The organism is Phenylobacterium sp. (genome assembly GCF_031360265.1).
Lineage (GTDB): Bacteria > Pseudomonadota > Alphaproteobacteria > Caulobacterales > Caulobacteraceae > Phenylobacterium.
This window is the reverse complement of record NZ_JANMBF010000142.1, coordinates 1-25,922: the sequence shown is the minus strand read 5'-3', so window position 1 is coordinate 25,922 and position 25,922 is coordinate 1. Positions and strand designations below refer to the sequence as shown.

Annotated in this window: 23 protein-coding genes; 9 read left to right on the top strand and 14 right to left on the bottom strand. The window is 68.7% G+C overall.

Annotation, left to right across the window (positions count from 1 at the left end):
* Positions 1-31 precede the first annotated feature (31 nt).
* Both RMN86_RS13230 and RMN86_RS13225 read left to right on the top strand, forming a co-directional pair.
* Entirely contained in the window at positions 32-1,483 is a 1,452-nt protein-coding gene (locus tag RMN86_RS13230; protein ID WP_309606318.1) for a short-chain fatty acyl-CoA regulator family protein, read from the top strand.
* A 64-nt stretch (positions 1,484-1,547) separates the two neighbouring features.
* Entirely contained in the window at positions 1,548-2,777 is a 1,230-nt protein-coding gene (locus RMN86_RS13225; RefSeq protein ID WP_309606317.1) for a TetR/AcrR family transcriptional regulator, read from the top strand.
* On the opposite strand, the gene RMN86_RS13220 is transcribed toward RMN86_RS13225, so the two are convergent.
* The 4 genes from RMN86_RS13220 to RMN86_RS13205 all read right to left on the bottom strand — a co-directional run bounded on the left by RMN86_RS13220 (position 2,774) and on the right by RMN86_RS13205 (position 9,917).
* A complete protein-coding gene (locus tag RMN86_RS13220; protein ID WP_309606316.1) occupies positions 2,774-4,261 on the bottom strand; it encodes an MFS transporter in 1,488 nt (495 codons plus the stop codon). The genes RMN86_RS13225 and RMN86_RS13220 overlap by 4 nt on opposite strands.
* Before the next feature lie 21 nt (positions 4,262-4,282).
* Positions 4,283-5,770, bottom strand: coding sequence for an MFS transporter (locus tag RMN86_RS13215; RefSeq protein ID WP_309606315.1), 1,488 nt, complete (start codon positions 5,768-5,770; stop codon positions 4,283-4,285).
* A 273-nt stretch (positions 5,771-6,043) separates the two neighbouring features.
* Complete coding sequence (locus RMN86_RS13210) at positions 6,044-8,734, bottom strand: TonB-dependent receptor (protein ID WP_309606314.1); 2,691 nt, start codon at positions 8,732-8,734, stop codon at positions 6,044-6,046.
* A gap of 199 nt (positions 8,735-8,933) precedes the next feature.
* Positions 8,934-9,917: an NAD(P)H-quinone oxidoreductase gene (locus RMN86_RS13205; protein WP_309606313.1), complete on the bottom strand. Its 984-nt coding sequence runs from the start codon at positions 9,915-9,917 to the stop codon at positions 8,934-8,936.
* Positions 9,918-10,006: 89 nt separating this feature from the next.
* Here RMN86_RS13205 and RMN86_RS13200 point away from each other — a divergent pair, with 89 nt between their 5' ends.
* Together RMN86_RS13200 and RMN86_RS13195 are read left to right on the top strand one after the other, a co-directional pair.
* Positions 10,007-10,213 carry a DUF1192 domain-containing protein gene (locus tag RMN86_RS13200; protein WP_309606312.1) on the top strand — a complete coding sequence of 69 codons (207 nt, stop codon included), beginning with the start codon at positions 10,007-10,009 and terminating at the stop codon, positions 10,211-10,213.
* Positions 10,214-10,322: 109 nt separating this feature from the next.
* On the top strand, positions 10,323-10,835 hold the full coding sequence (locus RMN86_RS13195; RefSeq protein ID WP_309606311.1) for a DUF1465 family protein: 513 nt from the start codon (positions 10,323-10,325) through the stop codon (positions 10,833-10,835).
* Between the two features lie 117 nt (positions 10,836-10,952).
* On the opposite strand, the gene rpmE is transcribed toward RMN86_RS13195, so the two are convergent.
* Positions 10,953-11,177: a 50S ribosomal protein L31 gene (gene rpmE, locus RMN86_RS13190; protein WP_309606310.1), complete on the bottom strand. Its 225-nt coding sequence runs from the start codon at positions 11,175-11,177 to the stop codon at positions 10,953-10,955.
* Between the two features lie 121 nt (positions 11,178-11,298).
* Here rpmE and RMN86_RS13185 point away from each other — a divergent pair, with 121 nt between their 5' ends.
* Positions 11,299-13,143: an ABC transporter transmembrane domain-containing protein gene (locus RMN86_RS13185; protein ID WP_309606309.1), complete on the top strand. Its 1,845-nt coding sequence runs from the start codon at positions 11,299-11,301 to the stop codon at positions 13,141-13,143.
* On the opposite strand, the gene RMN86_RS13180 is transcribed toward RMN86_RS13185, so the two are convergent.
* Entirely contained in the window at positions 13,101-14,195 is a 1,095-nt protein-coding gene (locus tag RMN86_RS13180) for a glycerophosphodiester phosphodiesterase (RefSeq protein WP_309606308.1), read from the bottom strand. The two genes, RMN86_RS13185 and RMN86_RS13180, sit on opposite strands and share 43 nt — an antisense overlap.
* 138 nt (positions 14,196-14,333) lie before the next feature.
* Positions 14,334-15,131, bottom strand: coding sequence for an inositol monophosphatase family protein (locus RMN86_RS13175; RefSeq protein WP_309606307.1), 798 nt, complete (start codon positions 15,129-15,131; stop codon positions 14,334-14,336).
* A gap of 75 nt (positions 15,132-15,206) precedes the next feature.
* Here RMN86_RS13175 and RMN86_RS13170 point away from each other — a divergent pair, with 75 nt between their 5' ends.
* Complete coding sequence (locus tag RMN86_RS13170) at positions 15,207-15,608, top strand: GFA family protein (RefSeq protein WP_309606306.1); 402 nt, start codon at positions 15,207-15,209, stop codon at positions 15,606-15,608.
* On the opposite strand, the gene thiE is transcribed toward RMN86_RS13170, so the two are convergent.
* Positions 15,584-16,252, bottom strand: coding sequence for a thiamine phosphate synthase (thiE, locus tag RMN86_RS13165; RefSeq protein ID WP_309606305.1), 669 nt, complete (start codon positions 16,250-16,252; stop codon positions 15,584-15,586). The two genes, RMN86_RS13170 and thiE, sit on opposite strands and share 25 nt — an antisense overlap.
* 175 nt (positions 16,253-16,427) lie before the next feature.
* Between thiE and RMN86_RS13160 the strand changes: the two genes are divergently transcribed.
* Positions 16,428-16,985 carry a TspO/MBR family protein gene (locus RMN86_RS13160; protein ID WP_309606304.1) on the top strand — a complete coding sequence of 186 codons (558 nt, stop codon included), beginning with the start codon at positions 16,428-16,430 and terminating at the stop codon, positions 16,983-16,985.
* A 57-nt stretch (positions 16,986-17,042) separates the two neighbouring features.
* On the top strand, positions 17,043-18,698 hold the full coding sequence (locus tag RMN86_RS13155) for an MFS transporter (RefSeq protein ID WP_309606303.1): 1,656 nt from the start codon (positions 17,043-17,045) through the stop codon (positions 18,696-18,698).
* Between the two features lie 78 nt (positions 18,699-18,776).
* Here the strand turns inward: RMN86_RS13155 and RMN86_RS13150 are convergent, their stop codons facing one another.
* The 6 genes from RMN86_RS13150 to RMN86_RS13125 form a co-directional block, all read right to left on the bottom strand.
* Positions 18,777-20,963 carry a xanthine dehydrogenase family protein molybdopterin-binding subunit gene (locus tag RMN86_RS13150; RefSeq protein ID WP_309606302.1) on the bottom strand — a complete coding sequence of 729 codons (2,187 nt, stop codon included), beginning with the start codon at positions 20,961-20,963 and terminating at the stop codon, positions 18,777-18,779.
* 4 nt (positions 20,964-20,967) lie between these two features.
* A complete protein-coding gene (locus tag RMN86_RS13145) occupies positions 20,968-21,429 on the bottom strand; it encodes a 2Fe-2S iron-sulfur cluster-binding protein (protein WP_309606301.1) in 462 nt (153 codons plus the stop codon).
* Positions 21,430-21,507: 78 nt separating this feature from the next.
* Positions 21,508-22,842 carry a PAS domain-containing protein gene (locus RMN86_RS13140; RefSeq protein ID WP_309606300.1) on the bottom strand — a complete coding sequence of 445 codons (1,335 nt, stop codon included), beginning with the start codon at positions 22,840-22,842 and terminating at the stop codon, positions 21,508-21,510.
* Between the two features lie 177 nt (positions 22,843-23,019).
* Positions 23,020-23,721: a TPM domain-containing protein gene (locus tag RMN86_RS13135; RefSeq protein ID WP_309606299.1), complete on the bottom strand. Its 702-nt coding sequence runs from the start codon at positions 23,719-23,721 to the stop codon at positions 23,020-23,022.
* Positions 23,721-24,485 carry a TPM domain-containing protein gene (locus tag RMN86_RS13130; RefSeq protein WP_309606298.1) on the bottom strand — a complete coding sequence of 255 codons (765 nt, stop codon included), beginning with the start codon at positions 24,483-24,485 and terminating at the stop codon, positions 23,721-23,723. The genes RMN86_RS13135 and RMN86_RS13130 overlap by 1 nt, the downstream gene beginning before the upstream one ends.
* Positions 24,486-24,538: 53 nt before the next feature.
* Entirely contained in the window at positions 24,539-25,198 is a 660-nt protein-coding gene (locus tag RMN86_RS13125) for a LemA family protein (RefSeq protein ID WP_309606297.1), read from the bottom strand.
* Between the two features lie 121 nt (positions 25,199-25,319).
* Here RMN86_RS13125 and RMN86_RS13120 point away from each other — a divergent pair.
* Positions 25,320-25,922: class I SAM-dependent methyltransferase (locus RMN86_RS13120; protein WP_309606296.1), on the top strand; the 603-nt coding region annotated here is incomplete at its 3' end.

Sequence of the window (25,922 nt, the reverse complement as noted above, 5' to 3'; positions counted from 1 at the left end):
AGTTGATACCGGCGCCGATCGCGAGCCTGACATGCCCCCCAACCTTCGCCCACCCGACCTTCGCGCCCGCGATCGCCGCCTCTATATCGGACCGAGGTTAAGGCGGCTTCGCCGCGACCTTGGCCTCACCCAGGCCGACATGGCCGCCGACCTGGAGGTCTCGGCCTCCTACATTGCGCTGCTCGAACGCAACAACCGCCCGCTCACCGCCGACCTGCTGGTGCGTCTGGCCCAGACCTACAAGGTCGACATGGCCGCGCTGGCCGGCGACGGCGGCGCCGAGGAGGCCGCGCGCCTGCAGACGGTTCTGAAGGACCCGGTGTTCGCCGGCATCGACCGCGCGGCGCTGGAGATCGCCGAGGTCGCCGCCAATTTCCCCGGCGTCACGGAGGCCCTGCTGCGGCTCTACACCACCTACCAGGAAGAGCAGCTGGCGCTGGCCGACCGGGGCGCGGAATCGCGGGCGGCCGGCGACGACGGGGCATCTGAGGTCTCCGACCCGGTGGCGGAATCCCGCCGCTTCCTGGCCGCGCGGCGCAACTGTTTCCCGGCCCTGGACGACGCTGCCGAACGCCTGGCTCAGGCGGTGTCCAGCCACGACAATCTGGTCGGCTACCTCAAGGTCCGTCATGGCCTACGCGTGCGACGACTGCCATCGAGCGTCATGGTCGGCTCCACCCGCCGGCTGGACCGGCACCGCCGCGAGGTGCTGCTGGACGACGGGCTGGACGCCGCCAGCCAGGCGTTCCAGCTGGCCCTGCAACTGGCCTATCTGGAACTGGGCGGCGAGGTCGACGCGGTGCTGGGCGATGGCGGTTTCGCCAGCGAGAGCGGCGAGCGCCTGACCCGGCGCGCGCTGGCCAGTTATGCGGCCGCCGCGCTGCTGATGCCCTATGCCGCCTTCGCCCGGGCGGTCGAGGCGCGCCACTATGACGTCGAGGCCCTGGCCCGCCAGTTCGGCGCCAGCTTCGAACAGACCGCCCACCGCCTGACAACCCTGCAGAAACCCGGCCAGGAGCGGGTGCCGTTCTTCTTCATCCGCGTCGATCCGGCCGGCAATGTTTCCAAGCGGCTGGACGGCGCGGGCTTTCCCTTCGCGCGACATGGCGGCGGCTGCCCCTTGTGGTCGCTGCACCACGCCTTCCGCACGCCGCGCGAGATCGTCACCCAGTGGCTGGAACTACCCGACGGTCAGCGGTTCTTCTCGATCGCGCGCACCGTCACCGCCGGCGGCGGCGCGTTCGGCGCGACGCGGGTCGAGCGCGCCATCGCCTTGGGCTGCGCGGCCGAACATGCTGGACGCCTGGTCTATACCCAGGCCCAGCCCGATCCGGGCGCCCAGTCCCCGACCCCGATCGGTGTCACCTGCCGGCTGTGCCAGCGCACCGAATGCGCCGCGCGCTCAGAGCCGCCGATCGGCCGCCAGATCCTGCCCGACGACATCCGCCGCACGAGTCTGCCGTTCGGCTTCTCCGACCGTTGAGCCGGGGTGGCGCGGCGGCGGGTTCCATGCGCAACTTCGCGTCCCAGGCAGGACGGACACACCGATGGCGCCACGTCCCGCGGTTCAGGCGACGCACCGGTTCGAGCGCAAGCGCGAGGCGATCCTTGACGCGGCGACAGACATCCTCAACGCCCGAGGCGTCAAGGGGCTGACGCTGGCCGTAGCCGCCGCCGCGGTCGACCTGTCGACCACCAGCGTCACCTACTATTTCCGCCGCAAGGACGACCTCGCCGCCGCCTGCATGCTGCGCGGAATCGAGGGCCTGACGCAGATCGTCGGGTTGGCGCTGTCGGAGCCCACGCCCCAGGCGGCGCTGCACACCCTGCTGCGACTCTATCTCGACCGCACCCGGCGCGCCGTGCTTGGCGAGGCTCCGGCGCTGCCGGTGCTGGCCGACATCCGCGCCTTGAACATGCCCCGGCGGGGCGAGGTGTCGGACGCCTATATGAAACTGTTCCGCAGGCTGCGGACGCTGTTCGAGGCCCCTGAGCTCGCCTGGCTATCGCGCGGCCGGCGCACGGCGCGCACCCAGATGCTGTTCGAGCAGCTGTTCTGGGCCTCGGCCTGGCTGCCGCGCTACGATCCCGAAGACTATGGCCGCGTCCACGCACGCATGTATGACATCCTGGCGTCAGGGCTGGCCGCGCCGGGCGCGATCTGGAGCCCGCTGGCGATCCCGCTGGGTCGGCTCGCCGCGCGCAACGGCCCCGACCTGGGCCGCGAGACCTTCCTGCTGGCCGCCACCCGGCTGATCAACGCACGCGGCTATCGCGGCGCTTCGGTCGCCAAGATTTCCGCCGCGCTGAGCGTCACCAAGGGCAGTTTCTATCACCACAACCCGGCCAAGGACGATCTGGTGGTGGCCTGCTTCGATCGAACCTTCGAGGTGATGACCCAGGCCCAGCGCCTGGCCCAGGCCTTGCCGGGTGACCAATGGACGCGGCTCTCCAGCGCCGCCGCCGCCCTGGCCGAATACCAGCTCTGCGAGCACGGCCCGTTGCTGCGCACCTCGGCCCTGGCGGCCCTGCCCGAGCCAATCCGGCGCGAGATGGTGCGACATTCCGACCGTGTCTCCGAGCGGTTCGCCGCGATGATTTCCGACGGCATCACCGAGGGGTCGCTTCGCGCGGTGGATGCGTCCATCGCCGCCCAGATGCTGAACGCCACCCTGAACGCCGGCGCCGACCTGGGCGTCTGGGTCCCAGGCGTCAGCCAGAAGGCCGCCCCGGCGGTGTTCGCGCGCCCCCTGCTGATGGGCGTCTTCTCGCGTTAGCTCAGTCGGTCTGTCGAGGCGGCAGGCTCGCCTTCGGCCACGAGGTCGGCGGCGGCCGCCAGTTTGCGCAAGGTCTCGGCATGGGTCTTGCGACTGATCCGATAGCCGACCAGCAGCAGCACGGCGATCCCATAGAGCGCCATCTGCACCGGCACATAGGTCAGGCCCAGGTTGCGGACGATCTCGGGCGCAACGTCGCCGGGCTTGATGTCATGCGGGAAGTGGATGGCGGCGATGATCATGCCGGAGGTGAAAATGCCCATCCCCGAGACCGCCTTGTTGATGAAAGCGGCGGCGGCGAAGAACAGGCCCTCCTGCCGCCGGCCAGTCTTCAGCTCGGAATCCTCGACCACGTCGGCGATCATCGAGGTGAACAGGATCGAGCCCGTGATCCCCAGGCCGACGCCGAAGATGTTGGTGATGAAGATCGCCGGATAGAGCACCTCCGCGCCGTTCGCGGGGAAAGCCCCCAGCAGGCGCAGGACGATCGGAGCGACCGAGATCGCCAGGCCCGCCGGGATCAGGATCATCGCCGCCGGCTTCTTGTCGAACCTCTGGGCGATGCGCGGCGCGATCGAGAAGGCCAGGATCGCGGCGGCCAGGCTGGAGAAGGTGAAGCCGGCGATCTGGCCGGAGGAGAATTCCCAGAAATAGGTCGAGAAATAGAGGTTGATGGAGAAACCCAGGCCGATGCCCATGGCGTAGAAGAAGCTCGAGGTCAGGATCATCAGGAACGGGCGGTTGGCCAGGGTGGCCACCATCTCGCCCGCCAGCCGGCCCAGGGTCACCCGGGCGTGCGGCGGCGCCCGCAGGTTGGGGATCTCCCTGTGGGTGCCAATCGAGGTGGTCAGGATGGCCACCATCATCAGCCCAGCGGCGAACAGACCGTAGTGTGCATAGCCGGCCGGGTTGAGCTGGCCGACCGGATGGGCCGCGTCGGGCCGCAGGAAGACGGCCAGCGCCAGGCCGTACATAGCCAGCCCGCCCACCCAGCCGAACAGGAAGCGCCATGACAGGAGCCGGGTGCGCTCGTCGTAGTCGGTGGTGAGCTCGGCGGCGAGCGCCGACGAGGGGATCTCGTAGCAGCTGATGAAGCTGCGGATCAGCACGGCGGTCGAGACCAGATAGGCGATCAGCGCGCCCCGCTCCCAACCCTTCGGCGGGTTCCAGAGCAACAGATAGGAGGCCGCCACCGGCAGGGCGGAGAAATACATGAAGGGGTGGCGCCGCCCCCAACGCGATCGGGTGTTGTCCGACAACTGGCCGATCACCGGGTCGATGAAGGCATCGATCACCAGGGCGAACATGATCGCCAGCCCCACGGTGGCCGCGGGCAGGCCGACCACCTGGGTGTAGAAGAAGGCCAGGAAGTAGGAGAAGCCATTGTCCTTCACGCCGAAGGCCACGGAGCCGAAGCCGTAGAAGAACCGGGTCGGCAGCCCCAGACGCCGAACGCCGGGATGGATCGCGGCCTGCGGGGTCATCGTGTCTCTCCGGCCTGACGTCTAACTCAGCTGTTGCGGCGCGGGGCTCGTCCCGACGGAGACCTGCGCCTGCTCGGCCAGGGCCGCGGCTTCGGCCAGCCGCTCCAGGTTGTGCGTCTGCGCCGCCCGGTCGAGCTTGTAGAAGGTCAGCGCCAACACCGAGCCGCCGTTGAAGATCGCCACGCACGGCAGATAGAGCTCCGCAAGATGACGCACGATGGCCGGATCGACGGTCCCCTGCAGCGCATGGGTTGGGAACTTCACATAGGTGATCAGCGCGCCACCGACGAAGGCCCCGAATCCCAGGGTGAACTTGGGAACCAGCCCGTTGGCCGCGAACAGCAGAGCCTCGGAGCGCGCGCCGCGCCGCGCCGAATGGTCGTCGGCGACGTCGGCCACCATTGAGGTCAGGATCACCACGCCCATCAACCCCAGCGCGGCGCTCACCATCACGTCGGTGAACAGCAAGCCGTAGATCAGCGGCGAACCGTTGGCGGGAATCAGGCCGATGAGCCAGCCCCCAATGGGGATCATCGAGGTCAGCACCGAGACGCTGAGCAGGCCCAGCATCGACCGCTTCTTGCCGAATTTGCGGGAAATCAACGGGGCCAGCACGATGCCGATGATCGAAGCGAGCAGGCCGCCGGACGCCAGCGGCCCGATCGCCTGCGACTTGAGACCCCACAGATGCAGATAGAAATAGTTTGAAAGCGCCGACGTCACGCCAACCCCGGTGCCGCCCAACAGGTTGGCGGCCATCACCACCATCAACCCCGGGTGGGTGGCCGCAGAGGCGATTTCCCGGAACACCTCGATGGGCGTCGCCCGGGTCACCGGCGGCTTGTGCAGATAGGGGATGCGGCTGTGGGTGGCCAGGCTGGAGGCCAGGATACAGACAAACATCACGCCCGCGGCCATGGCCCCGAATTGGGAATAGCGCTCGCGGTTGAGCACGCCCAGCGGGTTGGCCGCGTCCTGGCGAAGATAGACGGTGTAGAGAACAATGGTGATCAGCGCGAGCGCACCGATGGCGAAGAACCAGCGGAAAGCCAACAGCGAGGTGCGCTGGTCGTAGTCCGGCGCCAGTTCCGGCGACAGCGCCGTCGAGGTGATTTCATAGCTGGCCACCGACACCCGCACGCCGATCATCATCAGCACGGCCAATCCCATGGTCTGGGCGGGCTCGAGCCCCTTGGGCGCATGCCAGAGCAGATAGAAGAAGATCGCCGTGGGCAGGGCCGAGGCGTACATGAATGGATGGCGCCGCCCCCAGGCGGAGCGCAGGTGGTCAGACCAGCGGCCGATCAGCGGATCGAGCACCACATCGGCCAGCAGCGAAAGCATGATCGCCGCGCCCACCCAGACGGCGGGGACGCCGATCACCTGGTTGAAATAGAGCTGAAGGACGGAGGCCGCCATCACCGCGGCCGAAACCCCGTTGGCCACCGAGCCCAGTCCGTAGGTGAGCTTGAGCGGGAACCCCAGGGGCGGCGGCGTGAGCGCGGTCACGCCGGCTCGGTCCGGAACGCGGAAAGGCCCTGGCCCATGATGTCCTCCCGCCGCGTCGTCCCGTTCCCGTCGGCCGTTCCGAGGACGTCGCCGCCGCCGTCGCCCGCTCATGATCGGCCGACCGTGCGGGAGGCTCGGAGAGGCGTCAACGGTTTTGATCCCGCGGCCTGGTCATTTTCGAAAAAGCGGCATGTTCGGCGCCGCACGCCGCGCCAAAAACAAAGGGCGCGCCCTTGCAGGCGCGCCCTCCGAACCGGTTACGCGGTTGGGTTTCTAGAATCGGTACTGCAGTTCCACGCCGTAGGTGCGGGGCGGGGTCAGCGGATAGGTGATCGCGATGCCTTGGACCGTCGGCTGGCCCGAGGGCAGGCGGCCAACCACGCGGGTCGACGTGGCGCCTTCGTAGTAGCCGAGGTTGTCCAGGACGTTCTTGCCGTAGGCGATGATGCTGTAGCGGTCCTTGGCGTCCTTCCAGGTCAGGCGCAGGTCCACCTGATCCCACGAGGGCGACTTGTTGTAGTCGCGCTGGAAGATCGAACCGTACTGTTCGTCGCGCCAGAAATAGCTGACCGACCCGGTCAGGCTGCCGGGCGTGAAGTTCCAGGTGTAGAGCGCGTTGAACGCCACCTTGTTCTTCGGCGCCTGCGGCAGAGCGTTACCGCTGAGGTCCTGCCCGCGCTGGTACTGGCCGGTGTAGATGTCGAGGCTGCAGGCCGCCGGCGTGGCGACGCACTGAGCCTGGGTCAGACCCACCGGCCTGGCCTTGGCGTTGATCGCGGTCGGGTCGGTGGGGTCGACCAGCCCGCTCGCCTGGTCGATGTAGGCGTCGGTGTAGGAATAGCTGGCCTGGAGGCGGAGGTTGTCGATCGGCGCCCAGGTGACTTCCGCCTCGAAACCCTTGGAGATCGCCTTGGGCACGTTGAAGAACACCGTCTGGGCGGTGGCGACACCGCCGCCGGTCGGGATGATCGTCACCGGCGCCTGGAAGTTCGAATAGTCGTAGTAGTAGGCCGCCAGATTGACCTGCAGGGTGCGGCCGAACGACCTCTTCAAGCCGATCTCATAGGCGTTGTTGTGCTCGGCGTCGGTGAACGGGTTGGTCACCAGCGGCGCGGTGATGCCGGAGTTGAATCCACCCGCCTTGTAGCCGCGGCTGAATTTCACAAAGGCCAGCGTGTCGCGATCCGGCTGCCATTCGAGGCCGGCAGTGCCGGTGGTGGCTTCCCAGCTGGCGTCGAGCAGACGCTTGGCTAGGCCGGTGGCGGGATCGATCACCGTGGCGGCGGAGACGCCCCGCAGCAGTTTGCCGGTCTTCGGGTCGATACCCGAGCCCACCGCCGCGGAGGTGATGTCGACCGCCGGGGTGAAGCTGCCCAGCACTTCGGGACTGGTGCCGCAGCCGATCAGGGCGAAGCAGATCAGCCGCGCCTCTTCCTGGCCGAACTTGTGGTCATGCGAATAGCGCAGGCCGACGGTCAGCTTGAAGGCGTCGGCGAACTTCCAGTCGATCTGGCCGAAGCCGGCGTAGGATTCGTCCTGAAACTGCGGGCGCGTATCGTACCAATAGAGGTTGCTGTTGCGCGGCCCGTTGATCGGAGCGGCGAATTGCGGCTGGTTCGGCAGTTGCACCGAGACCGGCTGGCGGTAGGCCTCATGGTAGTAGTAGGCGCCGGCCAGCCATTGCAGGGCGCCATCGCCGGTCGAGGCGAGGTTCACCTCGTGGCTGATCCACTGCTTTCTCTCCTGGTAAGTGGTGATCGCTGTCGGGAAGATCCGCAGCGCCGGGCAGTTGCCCCCGAAGAGGTTGGTCGCCGCGCAGGGCTGGGCGGCGATCGGCAAGGCCGGATTGAAGGCGTTCAGCGGGATCGTGTAGGCGCTGACCGGGCCGCCGTCGTTATCCTGGGTCAGGGTGTAGTGATAGTTGGTGCCGCCGCCGATGTAGCGGGCGTCGAAACCGTCGAAGTGATAGTTGTACTGCGCGGCGACAACGTAGGTCTCGTCGAGGCTGACGGTCGAGGCGGTGTTGGTGGCGAACTTGCGCGGGTCGTTGATCGCCGGATTGACGCAGCCGGTGCTGGCGGCGTTGACCACATTGGTGGTGAAGCCGCTGCAGCCGAAGCCTTGGTTCAGGTAGAAGTTGGTGCTGTTCTCCTGGGTCGTGTTGTAGGGGAACGGCGTATAGCCGGCGCGGCCGCCGAGGCCGCCGTCGCCATTGTTCCAGCCGAAATTCGACACCTTGATCCAGCCGTCGGCGTGCTCGCCGAAATCGGCCGCGACCTGCAGCTCGAAATAGGTCTGGTCGATCACATTGCCGGCGCTGGGCTGGCCGGGAACGACGTTGGTGTAGTAGCCCTTGTCCTGCTTCTCGCGGCTGGCGTTCAGCCGGAACCGCAGGCCCTCGGTGATCGGGCCAGAGATGGTGGCCTGAAGGGCGCTGTAGTTATAGTTGCCGATGGTCGCGCGGACCTCGGCGGAGAAGTCATTGCTCGGCCGTTTCGAGATCACATTGATCGCGCCGCCGATCGAGTTGCGGCCATAGAGCGTGCCCTGCGGGCCGCGCAGCACTTCCACCCGGTCGATGAACAGCGGCTGCTTTGACGCTTCAAAGGTCGAAGAGGTGAACACCCCGTCGGAATAGATCGCCACGGCGCCGTCGGCGGCCTGCACGTTGGTCACCCGGCCCACGCCGCGCAGGCTGATCCGGTCGCCGGAGTTGTTGTAGGTCAGGCCCGGCGTGAAGTTGGTCATGTCCTGGACGGAGTTGATGCCCAGCAGGTCGCGGGTCTGCGACGAGAACGCGGTGATCGCCACCGGCACGTCCTGCAGGCTCTGTTCGCGCTTCTCGGCGGTGACCACCAGTTCCTCGATGGTGTTGCTGGCCGCGGGGGCGGCGGCGGGCCGCGTCTGGGCCTGAGCGGCCGTTCCGAACGCGGCTGCGAGCAGCAATGCGCCCGAGGCAAACAAGCGAACTCTGGTATGCAAAATAACCTCCCGAAGGCCCTATCGGCCCGTCATGACTCGTCGAATTTCGGAGGTCATTGACGCAGCCCTAGGTAGCCGTCAACCGGCCGCGGCTCCGAGCGCGATGGGATTTCTGACGTTGTGGTGCGAAGCCCACAGGGGTTAACTGAATATCGATCAGTTATCAGCATTCATAACGGCGTTATCCTGACGTGGGCATCAAAATTATCTTGCCGACGTGAGCTCCGGCTTCGAGGCGGGCATGTGCGCTCGCGGCGTCGGCAAGGGGAAAGATCGCTTCAACCTGGGGTTTAATTTCGCCGGCCTCAACCCAGGGCCACACCCGCTGCTCGACGGCGCTCGCGAGCCGGGCCTTTTCGTCGGCGCCGCGGGGGCGCAGCGTCGAGCCGGTGACCACCGCGCGCTTCTGCATGAGCCGGAAGATCGGCAGGTTCACCTCGCCGCCGCCCAGGGCGGCGATGAACACGATGCGCCCGCCAGTGTTCAGCGCGTCCAGGTCCTTGGCGAAATAGTCGCCGCCGACCATGTCGAGGATCACGTCGCAGCCGCCCTCGCGGCGGGCGACCTCGGCGAAGTTCTCCGATGTCGTGTCGACCGCCACATCGGCCCCCAGCGCCAGGGCGACGGCAGCCTTGTCGGCGCCCCGGGCCGTGGCGATCACGCGGGCGCCGGCCGCCCTGCCCATCTGGATCGCCGTGGTGCCGATGCCTGAGGTCGCGCCATGCACCAGCAGGGTCTCACCGGCCCGCAGCGATCCGTGCTCGAACACGTTGGCGAACACCGTGAACACTGTCTCGGGCAGGGCCGCGGCCTGGACAAAGTCGAGCCCGCCCGGGATCGGCAGGGCGTGGCGCGCGTCGCAGACCGCGTAGTCGGCATAGCCGCCGCCGCCCAGCAGCGCGCAGACCCGGTCACCGGCCTTCCAGCGCCCGGCGCCGGTGACCACCTCGCCGGCGACCTCCAGGCCCAGGGTGTCCGGCGCCCCAGGCGGCGGCGGATAGCCGCCCAGCCGCTGCAGGATGTCAGGGCGATTTATCCCCGCCGCCCGCACGCGGATCAGGATCTGGCCGTCCGCCGGGATCGGCCGCGGGATCACAACGGGCTTCAGCGCCTCGGCGGGACCCTTGCCGCCGTCGACGGCGATCGCGGTCATCATCTCGGTCATGGGAAGCCTCGGTTGCGGCGAACTTGCGCGAATGCGCCTCGCGGCGTTGGATAGCGCCCCATCGGCAATCGGGAAAGGCAGGGCGAGTCATGGAAGAGCCGGCGGAGGTTCGGATCGGTCGTGGCCAGCGTCTCGTCGAGGCGGTCCGCGAGGACCTGGAACTCTACGGAGTGGCGGAACTGGAAGACCGCATCGATGTCTTGCAGACGGAAATCGCCCGCTGTCAGGCCCAGATTGAGCGAAAACGGGCCGGACGCGCCGCGGCGGACGCGCTTTTCGGGACCGATCCGGGCTGAATTCGGGCAATTCGGCGCAGAATGGGCCAGGTTTCGTGGCACGCAGGTTGCAGGCCGGGTTCTTCAGTGTGCAGCCGACGGCTGGCGGTGTTATAGAGTTGACGATCAGATGAGCGAACTGAACGCCCCCGCCACGCCCTGGCGCGCGGAAGTCATTCAGGACTTCGCGCGGTCCGAGCTGTTCCAGCGCACCTTCCAGGAGGGCATGGACCTGGTCGAGGAGACGGCGGGCTATCTGGACGGCGCCGGTCGCCAGGCCTCCAAGCTGCTCTCTCGCGATGCGGCGCTTGCCTATGCCGCCGAAAGCATGCGCCTGACCACGCGCCTGATGCAGGTGGCGTCTTGGCTGCTGGTGCAGCGCGCCGTGCGCGAAGGCGACATGGCCGCATCGGCGGCCTGTGAGGATCGCTACCGCCTGGCCGCCGAGGACATCTGTCGCGCCACCGGAGAAGGCGCCGCGGGTCTACCCTCCGTGCTGGCGGGGCTGCTTGACCGTTCCGAGCGGCTCTATGAGCGCGTGCGTCATCTCGACCGGCGCATGTATGTCGAGGGCGATACCGATGCGGCGCCTCACCCGGTGCTTTCCCAGCAGGACCGTTTGAAGACCGCCTTCGGGGGCTGAGCGTCGCGAACGCAAAACGCCGCGGAGGGTCGCCCCGCGGCGTTTTCTGAACTTTCCAGAATCCCGCCTGCGCGGGTCCTTGGATCCCCGCCCTCGCGGGGATGAGTCGCTACGCGCTCACTTGCGGGTGAAGCCGCCGAACTTGGCGTTGAATCGCGACACCCGGCCGCCGCGATCCAGCATCTGGTGGCCGCCGCCGGTCCAGGCCGGATGGGTCTTCGGATCGATGTCCAGGTTCAGCGTCGCGCCTTCCTTCTGGTAGGTCGAGCGGGTCTGGTAGCTGGTGCCATCGGTCATCACAACGGTGATGAAGTGATAGTCCGGATGGGTGTCTTGTTTCATCGCGCGGGCGCCTGACGTATTGGAGCGTCGAAAGATTTCACACGACCGCCAGAGCGGGGGCCGTTCGAGGAAGCCGGGCGTATAGAGAAACGCCGCTCCAAAAGCAAGGTTTGAGCGTCCCATGAATGACTCCGGCGCAGGCGCCGCTGCGGCAGGCCGCCCGACCGCAGGCCAGGCGTTGGCGCAATCCCTCGACGAGGCCGCCGAACGCCGCCCCAAGAGCCGCAACATCCGCGCGCTTGGCCAGCTGATCCCGTTCGCTGCCGGCCACCGGCGGGACGCCGCGGCGGCAGGCGTCTTCCTGATCTCCGCGGCGGGCGCGAGCCTTGCCCTGACCGGGGCGCTGCGCCTGCTCACAGATCACCTGAACGACCACGCCACCCCGGCCAGCGCCGCGCCCTGGTTCCGGCTGCTGGGGGCGGTTGCCCTGGCCCTGGCCGCCTCCTCGGCGCTGCGCTATTTCTTCGTCACCAAGCTTGGCGAGCGGATCGTCGCCGACCTTCGCAAGGCGACCTACGCCCATATCCTGTCGCTGGACCCGGCGTTCTTCCTGATGACCCGCACGGGCGAAGTGCTGTCGCGCCTGACCACCGACATCCAGATCGTCGAGAACCTGCTGACCACCTCGATCTCGATGGCGCTGCGCAACCTGCTGATGCTGGTGGGCGGCGTGGCCTACATGCTGGTGGTCAGCCCCAGGCTCACCGGCCTGATCCTCCTGACGTTTCCCTTCGTGATCGCCCCGCTGTTCCTGTTCGGCCGCCAGGTGCGCAGGCTGACAACCTCGACCCAGGACCAGTTCGCCTCGGCGGTCGGCCACGCCGGCGAGACCCTGGATGCCCTGGAAATCGTCCAGGCGTTCGGTCGCGAAGCCTCCGGCGCGCGGCGGTTCGGCGAGGCGGTGGAGAACGCCTTCCGCACGTCCCTGCGCCGGATGCGCGCGCGGGCGATGATGACCGGCGCGGCCATCGGTCTGATCTTCGGGGGGGTGGTCTGGATCATGTGGCTGGGGGTCAACGCCGTCCTGGCCGGTCACCTGAGCTGGGGCACCTTCATCCAGTTCGGCGTCCTGGCGGTGATGTCGGCCGGCTCCGTGGGCGCGCTGGGCGAGACCTGGGGCGACGTGCAGAAGGCCGCCGGCGCCATGGAGCGGGTCTCCGAGATCCTCAACGCCCGGCCCGGCATCGCCGCGCCGGCCCATCCGCGTCCGCTGCCCGCGCCGCCGCGCGGCGAGCTGTCGCTGGAGAACGTCACCTTCGCCTACCCCGGCCGCCCGGACATGCCGGCGGTCCGCGGCCTGTCCCTCCGCGTGAAGCCAGGCGAGCGGGTGGCCCTGGTCGGCCCGTCAGGCGCCGGCAAGAGCACGGTGTTCCGCCTGCTGCTGCGCTTCTACGATCCACAGGAGGGCCGGGTGCTGCTGGACGGGATCGACGTGCGGGACGCAGATCCGGTGCAGGTTCGCGCCCGCATGGCCCTGGTCGCTCAGGACTCGCCGCTGTTCTCCGGCTCGGCGCTGGACAATGTGCGCTTCGGTCGCGAGGACGCCAGCCTCGAGGACGTGCAGGCCGCCGTCCGGGCCGCCCAGGCCGAGGGCTTCCTTGCCGCCCTGCCGCAGGGCCTCGACACCCAGATCGGCGAACGCGCCCGCAGCCTCTCCGGCGGCCAGCGCCAGCGGCTGGCGATTGCGCGGGCCCTGGTCCGTTCCGCGCCGATCCTGCTGCTCGACGAGGCCACCAGCGCCCTCGACGCCGAGAACGAACGGCTGGTTCAGCGCGCGCTCGACGCGGCCATGGTCGGCCGCACGACGCTGGTCATCGCCCACCGCCTGGCCACCGTGCTCAAGGCCGACCGCATCATGGTCATGGACGAGGGCCGCGTGGTCGAGCAGGGCACGCACCCCGAACTGGTGGCCAGGAATGGCCTTTACGCCCGCCTGGCGGCTCTGCAGTTCGGCGCGGCGGCGTAACCTCTGGCCTTGACCGCCAGCGCCGGGAAATCGCTGAACAGGCCATCGACGCCGGCGGCGAACAGCGCCCGATAGACCGCGTCCACGTCACCGAAATCGGCCGGGTTGGACCCCTTGCGCAGCTTCGGCGGCAGGAAAACGTTCTCGGCGCGGACCGTCCAGGGATGCACAGCCAGACCCGCCGCGTGCGCATCGGCCACCAGGGGGGTGGCAGGGCCCAGGCCCCCATCGACCGTCGGAATCACCATCGACCAGTCGGGGCCGATCCCGTTGGCGTAGGCCGCGACGGCCTTCAGGCCCGACGCCGAGACCATGTCCCGGTAGGTCAGGGCTGCATCCGCGGGGCCGCCCTCGGCCGAGACCAGCTGGATCCGCGGCGCCCGGCTGAGCGTCTTGAAGGTCTTCAGCGGCCCGACTTCGAAGCACTGGACGAAGACCGGCGCGGTCGGGCTGTCCAGGCCATTGCGCTTCAGCATATCGGCCAGCCGGCGTTCCGGGGCCAGGCCCAGGCCGGCGAAATAGGTCGGGTGCTTCATCTCCGGATAGGTGCCGATGGTGCGCCGCAGGCGCGCACTCTCGGCCCTGGCCAGGTCGATGACCTCCTGGTAGGTGGCGATGGCCTCGCGGCCGTCGAATTTCGCGCTGCCGGGGCGCAGCCTCGGCAGCCGCTCGCGGGCGCGCAAGGTCTTGATTTCGGCCAGGGTGAAATCCTCGCTGAACCAGCCGGTGAGACTCTCGCCGTCGATCACCTTGGTGGCCTTGCGCGTGGCGAACTCCGGCCGGGCGGCGACGTCGGTGGTCTCGGTGACGTTGTTCTCGTGGCGCACCACCAAGTGGCCGTCCTTGGTCGAGACCAGGTCCGGCTCGATGAAGTCGGCCCCCTCGGCAATGGCCAGACGGAAGGCCATCAGGGTGCTCTCCGGCCGCTCGCCGCTGGCGCCGCGGTGGGCGATGATCAGCGGTCTTTTCTTGAACTGGGCGGTGGCGGGCAGGGCGGCCAGTGCGGCGGCCGCGCCGGCCGTGGTCGCGAGCGTTCGGCGTGTGATGTCCATGATCCTCCCCCTACCCATCGTTGATGACAGTCAGTCACCCGTCATAGCGCAGGTCAACCGCACAGCCCTGCGGCAGTCAGTGTGAAAATTGACCGCCAAGACCGACTCGCCGTTTCGCGGACCAAGCCAATGGAGGTCCTACTTCGCCGCCTGGCGCAGGCGTTCGAGGATCTGCGGCTGGATCTCCAGGTTGCCGGCGCAGACCGAGCCCGCCGCCAGCACGTCGTCCTCACCCTCGGCGGTGGTCGCCCGCCCACCGGCCTCTGTCACCAGCAGCAGGCCCGCGGCCAGGTCCCAGGGCTTCAGGTCGCGCTCCCAATAGCCGTCGTAGCGGCCGGCCGCGACCCAGGCGAGGTCCAGCGCCGCGGCGCCGAACCGGCGAACGCCGGCCACCCGCTGGCTGATCTGATGCAGCTCCTTCAGGAACGTCGCGTGCTGGCCGTGGCCCAGGAACGGGATACCGGTGGCGATCACGCTCTCGTCCAGCCTGGTCCGCGCCGCCACCCGCAGGCGCTTGTCGTTGACGAAGGCGCCCTTGCCCTTTTCCGCCCAGAACAGCTCGTTGGCGACGGGATTCAGGGTTAGGGCCGCCACCACCGCCCCCTCGCGCTGCAGGGCGATGTTGATGGCGAAGTGCGGGATCGCGTGCAGGAAGTTGGTGGTGCCGTCCAAGGGATCGACGATCCAGGTGTGGGTCTTGTCGGTGCCCTCGATCATCCCGCGCTCTTCGCCGAGAAAGCCGTAGCCGGGGCGAGCCTTGGACAGGATCTCGAAGATGGTCTGCTCGGCCCTCAGATCGGCGGCCGAGACGAAGTCGGCCGGCGCCTTCTTGGCCACCTGCAACTCAGCGAGCTCGCCGAAGTCGCGATTCAGACCCCGCGCGGCCTTGCGCGCGGCGTCGGTCATGACCTTCAGGAGGGCCGATTGGGTGCTCACGGTGGGAAAGATCTCGGTCGCGGGAAGAGGGCGCGATACCTAGTCGCCCATAGGTTTGAAGGCAAGGAGAGGGTCATGACGATGCGAGAGGCGGCTTGTGCGTGCGGCGACTTCCGGTTGACGCTGGAAGGCGAGCCGATCCTGGTCTCAGCCTGCTGCTGCACGCGCTGTCAGCGGCGGACGGGGAGCTTCTTCGGGGTGACGGTCTATTTCCGGCCGGCGCAGCTGGTGCGGCGCGAGGGGGCCGCCTCGACGTTCCACCGCCCGGGTTCGACCATCTTCCAGTTCTGCCCGCGCTGCGGGTCCAGCCTGCTGTGGGAACTGGACGACGACGAGCCCATCATTGGCGTGGCGGGCGGCGCCTTCGCCGATCCGACGCTGCCGGGCCCGCACCGGATGACGCACACCGGGACCGGCCACCCCTTCGTGACCTCGCCGCGGGGCATCCCGGTCTACGAGGGACCTCCGCCGGAGTGACGGGCGGCCAGGCCCTTGGCGATCTCGGCGCCGAGGGCGGCGACCGCCGCAGGGGCGCCGTCGGCGTAGCTCCACACGCCGGCCGAGACCGCCAGGAAGTCGGCGCCCGCCATGGCGAGGCCGGCCGCCGTCTCGACCGTGATCCCGCCGATCGCCACGCAGGGGATCACCATGTCGGCCTGCCAGCCGCGCAGGATCTCCGGGTTTGCGCGCGTCGGCGCGTCCTTGGTGGCGGTCGGGAAGAAGGCTCCGAAGGCCACATAGTCGGCTCCGCCCTCGGCCGCTTCCATGGCCAGGTGCAGGCTGTCGTGGCAGGTGACGCCGATCATCGCGTCCTGGCCCAGGATCGCCCGCGCCTGGGCCAGCGGCATGTCACCCTGGCCGATATGCGCGCCGTCGCAGCCCAGCGTCCGCGCCAGGTCCGGCCGGTCGTTGAGGATCACCGCGACGCCCCGCGCCTGGGCGATCGGCATCACAACATCGACAGCCGCGGCGATCACCGCGTCGGGGACATTCTTCAGTCGGACCTGCAGGGCCGCCACGTCACCGGCGTCCAGCGCGTCGGCCAGCGTGCGGCCAAAGCCCGCCAGGTCGTCGAGCCGTGGCGGGGTGATCAGGTAGAGGCGGCAGAGCGGCGGGGCCATCGCCGGCTCATACATCGCCGCGCCACGAAGACGAAGGGCCGCGGAAGCGGGATCTCGCTCGGGGAGACTTCAGCCCGGCCGCCGACTGTGCCACAGAGCATGAGCGTCACGCGGGCCCAGCCAGGAACCTGCACGGGCTTTCGTGGATTTGCATCAGATCGTGGGAGGCCCGTCCATGTCAGCAAACCCCGTCCGCGGCGCCATTGATCGCTTGGCCAACAGTCGCGGCCGCACGTCGCAGCACATCGCCGTCGGTGTCGGCCTGACCGTCGGCGCGGTGGCTTTGTCGGCCCTGATCGCGCGGATGAACGCCCCGGTGGAGGACAACTGGGAAGTCTATTCCGACTATGAGGAGCTGGTTCAGCCACCCTTCAAGCCGCCGCCCAGGGTGTTCGCCCTGGTCTGGCCACCGCTGTTCATGGCGCTGACCATGTCGGGCCTTCGGGTCTGGAACGCGCCAAAAAGCGCTGAACGCACCCAGGCCCTGACCCTGTGGGGCGCGGTGCAGGCGCTGAACGCGATCTGGATGGCGCTGGGTCCCAACCGGCTTGGCGGCCAGCTCTCCGCCGCCATCGCCTCGCTCGGCGCCTCGGCCGCCTATGTCTGGCGCGCCCGCCGGGTCGATCCGCCCGCCGCCAACATGGTTGCGCCGTATGTGGGCTGGATCGGCTTCGCCAACGTGCTCACCGAGGAACTCTGGCGGAAGAATCCCGACCACCGGTCCCTGCACTAGGCGCGCGCGGGGCTTGGCCCTAGGCTCGTCCCAAGACCAAGGGCGGGGAGCGAAGCAATGACGGCGGCGACGGGCGCTGAGGCGCGGACGCGTGGGTCGGACCGGCGGGTGATCGCCGGGGCCTCGGCCGGCACGGTTTTCGAGTGGTACGACTTCTATCTCTACGGCTCGCTGGCCGGGTTCATCACCGAGCACTTCTTCTCCGGCGTCAACGCCACCACTGGCTACATTTTCGCGCTCCTGGCCTTCGCCGCGGGCTTCGCGGTCCGCCCGTTCGGGGCCATCGTCTTTGGGCGCCTGGGGGATCTCTGGGGCCGCAAGAACACCTTCCTCGTCACCATGACTCTGATGGGCCTGGCGACTTTCGTCGTCGGCCTCCTGCCCGGCTACGATCGGATCGGGGTGGCTGCGCCCGTGGCGCTGATCGTCATGCGGCTGATCCAGGGCCTGGCGCTGGGCGGCGAATATGGCGGAGCGGCCACCTACGTCGCCGAACATGCGCCCCCCGGCAAGCGGGGACTCTACACCAGCTGGATCCAGACCACGGCCACCCTGGGCCTGTTCCTCAGTCTGATCGTGATCATCGTCGTGCGCACACGGCTGGGCGAGGACGCGTTCAAGGCCTGGGGCTGGCGCATCCCATTCCTGGCCTCCGCCCTGCTGCTGATCGTCTCGCTGTGGATCCGCCTGCGGCTGAACGAGAGCCCGGTGTTCCAGAAGATGGTCGACGAGGGCACGACCTCCAAGGCGCCGCTCACCGAGAGCTTCGCGCGCTGGCCGAACCTGAGACTGGTGCTCCTGGCCCTTGCCGGCCTTACCGCCGGCCAGGCGGTGGTCTGGTACACCGGCCAGTTCTACAGCCTGTTCTTCCTCGAAAAGATGCTCAAGGTGGACGGCGTCCTGACCAACGAGCTGGTGGCGGTGGCGCTGTTGCTGGCGACGCCGTTCTTCGTGGTGTTCGGCTGGCTGTCGGACAAGATCGGGCGCAAACCGATCATCCTGGCCGGATGCCTGCTGGCGGTCCTGACCTACTTTCCGATCTTCAAGGGCATCACCGTGGCGGCCAATCCGCAGCTGGCCGCGGCCAGCGCCTCGGCGCCGGTGACCGTCGTGGCCGACCCCGCCGGCTGCAATTTCCAGTTCGACCCGGTGGGCAAGCAGGTTTTTGCTTCGTCATGCGACCTGGCCAAGTCGGCGCTGGCCAACGCCGGCGTCAGCTACGCGAACCAGGCCGCGCCGGCCGGCGCCTTGGCGGTGGTGCGCATTGGGGCCGTCGAGGTCACGAGCTTCCGGGGTGAGGCGCTGGCGGCCGCCGACCTGAAGGCGAAGAAGGCCGCCTGGACCAAGACCCTGGGCGCGGCGCTGAAGGCCGCCGGCTACCCCGCCAAGGCCGACGCGGCGAAGATGAACAAGCCCCTGCTGGTGGGCCTGCTCTGGCTGCTGGTGGTCTATGTTACCATGGTCTATGGCCCGATCGCTGCGGCCCTGGTGGAGATGTTCCCGGCCAGGATCCGCTACACCTCGATGAGCCTGCCCTATCACGTGGGCAACGGCTGGTTCGGCGGCTTCCTGCCCACCACCGCCTTTGCCATGGTCGCCGCCACGGGCAACATCTACTACGGCCTCTGGTATCCGGTGACCGTCGCCGCCGTGACCTTCGTGGTCGGCCTGCTGTTCCTGAAGGAAATGCGCGGCGCGGACATCGAGCGGTAGGCTACCGCCGGCCGGCGGATCCCAGGCGTCCTTGCGAGATGGGCGAACACCGACGCCGCAAGGAGGGAGGGTTCCGGATCACGTTTTCAGCTGGCTCGTATCGATCGGCAGCGCGCGGACGCGTTTTCCGCACGCCGCGAAGATGGCGTTGGTCAGCGCCGGGATCACCGGCGGCAGGGCCGGTTCGCCCAGGCCTGTCGGCGGATAGTCGGTGATCACGAACTTCACCTCCACCGGCGGAGAGTCCTTCATGCGGATCAACGGATAGTCACCGAAGTTGCCCTGCCGGGTTGCGCCGTTCTCGATGGTGATCTTCTGATAGAGCGCGTGGCTGAGCCCCTCGATCGCCGCCCCCTGGACCTGGTTGATGGCCCCCAGGGGATTGACGATCTGGCGACCCACGTCGGCGGCGATCCACACCTTGTGGACCTTGACCGCGCCCATGGCGTCGACGCTGGCCTTCACCACCTCGGCGAAATAGCCCATGTGGCTGTAGTGGAAGGCCACGCCCAGGCCCGAGCCCTTGGGCAGCTTGCCGCGATCCTTCCAGCCGCTCATCTTCTCGACGGCGGCCAGCACGCCCTTCATCCGCGCGGCGTTGTAGCCGGCGCTCTTGTCGCCGACCACCGGGGTGTCGCCCAGGAGCTTCATGCGGAAGGCCAGCGGATCGGCGCCGGCCGCGTGGGCCAGTTCGTCGATGAAGCTCTGGTTGACGAAGGCCAGGGCGTTCGAGCCCGGCGCCCGCAACGGCCCCATCGGCACGCCGGCCGGCATGGTCGACTGGTCGGCGCGGAAGTTGGCCAGGAAGCGGCTGGGGAATTCGTTGCCGCCCATGCCGGCGCTGGACGCCACCTGGGCGCCCTCGCCGAAGGTCACGAAGTGGTCGTGCCAGGCGCTGATATTGCCCGCCGCGTCCACCCCGCCCTTCAGATAGTGATAGCCGGCGGGGCGGTAGAAGTCGTGACGCATGTCGTCTTCGCGCGTCCACAGCAGCTTCACCGGCACGCCGGCTTCGCGCGCGATCCAGGCGGCCTCGACCATGTAGTCGTTGGACAGCCGGCGCCCGAACCCGCCGCCGCAGCGGGTCATGTGCACGGTGATGTCGTCCGGCTTCAAGCCCAGGGTCTTAGCCACCAGCTGGCGGCCGGGCTCAGGGTTCTGGCTGGGCGCCCAGATCTCCAGCTTGCCGTCCTTGAAATGGGCGGTGGTGTTCTGCGGCTCCAGCGGCGTGTGCGCCAGGAACGGATAGGCATAGGCCGCCTCGACCACATGGGCTGAGCCCTTCAGCGCGGCGGCCACGTCGCCGTCGTTGCGCAGGGTGGTCATCGGCGTCCCGGCGGCCAGTTCGGCGGCGCGCCTGTCGAATCCGGCTGTGCTCTGCCTGGCGGTCGGATGGTCCGCCCACTGGGTCTTCAGCGCATTGCGGCCCTTGCGCGCCGCCCACCAGCTGTCGGCGACCACCGCCACGCCCGGCAACAGGCCGGAAAGGTCGCTCCCGCCGTCGACGACAAACGCCTTCCGGACGCCCTTGACGGCGCGGGCGGCGTCCAGGTCGGCGCTGGCCACCTTGGCCCCGAACACGGGCGCCTTTTCGAAGGTCGCATAGAGCAACCCGGGAACCCGCACGTCGATGCCGAACAACGGCTCGCCCGTGACGATCCTGGCGACGTCGTACTGGGCCTTGGGATGGCCGATGATCCTGTAGGTCTTGGGGTCCTTCAGCGGGATGGTCTTCGGGTCGGGCGTGGGCAGGCCCGCGCATTGGCCGGCCAGGGCGCCGTAGCTCGCCTTGCGGCCCGTCGCGACGTGGATCACCTGGCCCTCGGTCGTCTTGCAGTCGCCGGCGGTGCAGTTCCAGGCCAGAGCCGCGGCGTTGACCAGCATGGCGCGCGCCACCGCGCCCACCCGGCGCAGGTCTTCGTAGTTCATCGGCGTGGCCAGGGATCCGCCGGCGAACTGGCGCGAATAGAGCTTGGGATCGTTGTCCGCCTGCTCGATGCGGACGTTCTCCCAGGCCACGTCCAGCTCTTCGGCGATCATCATCGGCAGCGAGGTCTTCACCCCCTGACCGATCTCCGGGTTCTTGGACATGATGGTGACGATGCCGCTGGGCGCCACGCGCACATAGGCGTTCAGCGCCTGAGCGCCGGCCGTCTCGGCGGCCTCCGCCTTGGCGGCGATGCGGAAGGAAAGGACCAGGCCGCCGCCGACAACGGAAGCCTTCAGGAGGTCGCGGCGCGAAGCGCCGGTCAGGTGCAGGGTCATGGCGCTACGCCTTCTGGCCGGAGGCTTGTTTGATCGCCGCGCGGATGCGCGTGTAGGTGGCGCAGCGGCAGAGGTTGCCGCTCATCGCCGCGTCGATGTCGGCGTCGGTGGGCTTTGGCGTCTTGGCCAGAAGCGCGGTGGCCGACATGATCTGGCCTGGCTGGCAGTAGCCGCACTGGGCCACGTCCAGCTCCATCCAGGCGGCCTGCACACGCTTGCCGATGGGATCGCCGGCGATGGCCTCGATGGTGGTGATCCTGGCGTCGCCGACGCGGGACACCGGCAGGGTGCAGCTGCGCCGCGCCTGACCGTCGATGTGCACGGTGCAGGCCCCGCAGGCCCCCACGCCGCAGCCGAACTTGGGACCGGTGATCCCCAGCGTATCGCGCAGGGTCCAGAGCAGCGGGGTGTCCGGATCGACATCCACCTCGCGGACCTTGCCGTTGACGTTGAGCCTGAAGGTCATGGCGCCGCTCCCTCGTGGTGCGCCAAGGGTAAGGCGGCGGCGGCCTTCTCACAAGCGCCCCCTGCCGAGGGAAAGGCTTCAGGGCGCGACCGGGAAATCCACGCGCGCGCTGAAGCCGCGCGGCGAGAAGTCGAACGTAACCTTGCCGCCTTGGTTTCGCAGCGCCTGCTGCAACAGTCGCGTGCCGAATCCCTGGCGGGTCGAGGGCGTCACCGCCGGCCCGCCCGCCTCGCGCCATTCGAAAGCCGCCCGCCCCGCGTCCGCCGGCTTCAGAGCCACCGCCACGCGACCCGTGTCGTTGGAGAGTGCGCCGTACTTCACCGCGTTGGTCCCCAGTTCATGCAGCAGCAAGCCCATGCCCACCGCCATGTCGCCCCGCACCGTGACCTCGGCGAGAGCCCCGTCAAGATCGAAGCGGCCAAGGCCGAAGACCGTGACAGACCGCGCGATCACCTCGGCCAGCACCACCGGTTGGCCGCCGGCAGCGGTGACCAGATCCTGCGACGTAGCCATCGCCTGCAGCCGGGCGGTCAGCACCTGACGAAAGCTCTCGACCGTGGGCTGGCCGCGGGCGCTCTGACCGACGATGGCCATGATCACGGCCATGAAATTCCGGGCGCGGTGCGCCAGTTCACCCAGCACCAGAACCCGCCGTTCCTCGGCCGCCCTGCGTTCGGTAATGTCCAGGGTGGTGCCGACCACAAGCCGCGCTTGGCCATCCGCGGCGTTTGAGACGCGGGCGTGCGACGAGAGCCAGCGGGTCTCGCCGTCCGGCGCGACGATCCGGTGTTCAATCGAATAGTCGCCGCCGCTAGGCCTGTCCCGGGCCGCCTCGAAGGCGTTCCGCACGACGGCGACGTCATCGGGATGGACCAGCGCGACATAGCTTTCGACCGTCACCTCGGCGTCGGCCGGCAGGCCGTGCAGGTGCTTGTTACGGTCTGACCAGACGACGCGGTCGGCCTCCACGTCCCACTCCCAGAAGCCCAGGCCCGTCGCGTCCGCAGCAACTTCCAGGCGACGTCGCTGCTCAATCAGTTCGGCGGCCATGCGCCGGCGGTCGGTGACGTCGATCTGCAGTCCGTCCCACAGCACGCTGCCGTCGGGCTGTGGCCGCGGCAGCGAGGCGAAGCGGTGCCAGCGCACCTCGCCGTCGGGCCGGCGCATGGCGACTTCTATGTCGAAGGGGCGCATATTCGCCAGCGCATCGGCCTCGGCGGCGGCGAAGGCGGCGCGATGTCCCGGCAGGATCATGTCGTAGAGCAGGGCGGCGTCGCGCATCACCGCCTCGCCCTCGACGCCGTTCACGCCCAGGCAGCGCGGACCCGCGAAGATGAAGCGTCGCGAACCGTCCGGTCGGCTCTCGCTGACGAAGGCCATCCCCAGCGCCGTCGCGTCGGCCGAAGGGCGCACGATGGGGTCCTCAGCGCCCGGAATTTCAACCGAAGGGTTCACCGGGTTTCGCACGTCCGCCACTACCGGGTCGCAATCTGTCGCGGCTTGCCAAGCGTCGCAATACCAGAAGATGTATCGTTAAGAGTTCGCGTACCGTGTGCGGCGAATCGCCTCAAGGCGCGAGCGGGCGGCGATTCAGGGTCGTGGCAGCAGCACCACCGCGTCGGGCAATTCGTTGGGATTGTCTCCGGGTCGTGGCGGGAAATCTCTCGCCAGAACCTCCGCGCAGAGCCGGACCGCGTCCGCGAACCCCACACCCGGATCGCCTCGCTTAAGGCCGTCTGTCAGGGCCCCCATGGCGCGATCCCAGACGTGGGCGTCCACCCGGGCGGCGATCCCCTCGTCGGCGATCAGCTCGGCCATACGCTCGCCCAGAGAGACGAAGAGCAGCACCCCGGTCCGCTCGCGGGTCAGGTGCAGGTTCTTGCCCAGGAACTGTTCGGCCGCGCGCCTGCGCACCCGGTCGCGCTTCAGTCCGCGCGGGGTCAGGGCGCGGCGCACCGCCGGGATCGCCACGACCAGCGCGGCGGCGGCGAACAGAACGCCTTGCAGGACGATGGTCCCGACCAGCGCCCGGCGCACCGAGCCTTCCACGGCCGCCCCCACCTGCGCCGCGCTCCAGCTGGAGAAGATGTCGGAAATGGTCACCTGCACGCCGCCGAGCAACAGCAGCGCCGGCGCCAGCAGGGCGATACCGGCGGCCCAGGCCAGCGGGGTCTCGCCGTAGGTCGAGCTTGCCTCGGCGACCACGCAATAGATCTCACCGGTGGTGCGGGTCTCGGCCTCGCGCACCGCGGCCTCGATGGCGGCCAGGTCAGCTGGCGACAGGGTTTTCATCACCAGCTCCCCGAAGATCCGCCGCCGCCGAACGAGCCGCCGCCGCCGGAGAATCCGCCGCCGCCGCCGCCCCAGCCGCCACCGCCGCCACCGCCGCCACGTCCTCCACCGAGGAACAGGAACGGAAGCCACCAAAGACCGCCAAGGCCCCGGCCGCGCCCGCCGCCGCCAGCGGCGCGAAGCAGACCGGAGATGACCCAAAAAACCACCAGGATGATCAGGAAGACCGGGACATGCGGACCTGCGCTGCGGCCAGGGTGGGCCTGCGGTTGGGCGGCCGCCTGGGCGACGTTGGCCTTGGCCTGATCGTCGGGCAGGCCAAGCTGGCCGATCAGCGCCTCCGCGCCAGCCACGACGCCGTCTTCCATGCGGCCCTGCTTGAACTTCGGCAGCACCTTTTCCTGCAGGATGACGCTGGTCAGCGCGTCGGTCAGCACCGGCTCCAACCCGTAGCCCACCTCGATGCGCACCTTGCGCTCCTTGGGCGCCACCAGGAGGATCGCGCCGTCATTGACGCCCTTGCGGCCCAGCGCCCAGGCCCGGCCCAGCTGATAGCCGTAGTCCTCGATCGCATAGCCCTGCAGGTCGGGCACGGTGGCGACCACGACCTGATGGCCGCTCCGAGCCTCAAGCGCCGCGAGTTCGCCGTCCAGTTTTTCCACCGTCGCCGGCGACAGCAGGTGAGCGTCATCGACCACCCGCCCGCTCAGCGCCGGGAACTTCGGCGCGGCCAGGGCGGCGCCGGCCAGCGCCACTAAGGCCACGATCAGCGCCGCGAACCCTCCCCGACGGCGGGGCGGGCTGAGGCCTGCAGGGGTCACTTGGTCGCCGGCGCCTGGCCCGGCGGCAGGGCGGCCGCGGCCGGGGCGGCGGGCGCGTCAAAGCTGACCGTGGGCGCGTTCTGGGCCTGTGGCGCGGCCGAGAACAGCACCATCGGCTTGGAGCTGGCGTACATAGTCTTGGCGTAGAAGACCTGCGGGAAGGTCCGCAGGGTGGTGTTGAAATCCTGGACGCTCAGGTTGTAGTCGCGGCGCGCGATGGCGATCCGGTTCTCCGTGCCTTCGAGCTGGCTTTGCAGCGCCATGAAGTTGGTATTGGACTTCAGCTCCGGATAGTTTTCCTGCAGCACCCGGAACGGGGCCAGCGCCATGGTCACGCCGTTCTGCGCCGACTGGTAGCGCTGGAAGGCCGCCGGGTCGGTGGTGATCGAGGCGTCCGACTTCACCGCCATGGCGCCGGACCGGGCCTCGGAGACCCCGATCAGCACCTTGCTCTCCTGGGCGGCGTAGCCCTTTACGGTCGACACCAGGTTGGGGATCAGGTCGCTGCGGCGCTGGTACTGGTTCTGCACCTCCGCCCACTGGGCCTTGGCGGCTTCTTCCTTAGTCGGGATGGTGTTGACGCCGCAGCCGGCGACGATCAGCGGCGCGAGCAGGATCAGGGCGACGCGCGCGAAGCGCTTCTTGACGATGGTCACGTGAGTCTGGCTGCCCCAAGGGCTCGAAGTCGAGCTTGGTGTGGCCGCTATTTGGCCCCGGCGTCGATCCAACGCAATGTCGCCCAGCATGACAGTTCTGTTAGGCGGCGGAGGTTCCTCGATGGGACAGGTGCGACCCTACTATGCCGACAGGGGGTTGAGCGCGGCGTTCTACGATACGGTGACCGGGGCCGACGAGCGTCTGGCCGGCGATATCGAGATCTATGCGGGCCTGGCGCCGGCCGGGGGGGCCATCCTCGAACTCGGCGCCGGAACCGGTCGCGTCGCCTATGCCCTGGCCGCACTCGGTCACCAGGTCACCGGGGTCGAGATCGCCCCGGCCATGCTGGCGCAGGCCGAGGCCCGCCGAGGCGAGGTTCCCGACGACGTCGCCCGCCGGGTGGTCCTGCGCCGCGGCGACATGACGGCGATCGACCTGAAGCAGGTTTTCGACCTGGTCGTCTGTCCCTATTTCACCCTGGCTCATGTGCCGGGGGGCGCGGCCTGGAAGAACACCTTCGCCACCGCAGCCCGACACCTGCGTCCTGGCGGGCTGGCCGCTTTTCACTTGCCGCTGCTCGAGGTGATGCGCCGGCCCGGCCCGGCCAATCCCGCCGTGCCGGTTCTCGACCGCCCGACGCCGGCCGGCGGTCGGCTCCTGCTCTACATCCGTGAGCGGCGCTTCCGCGAGGACGTGGGCCGGCTGGATCAGGTGATCGAGTAT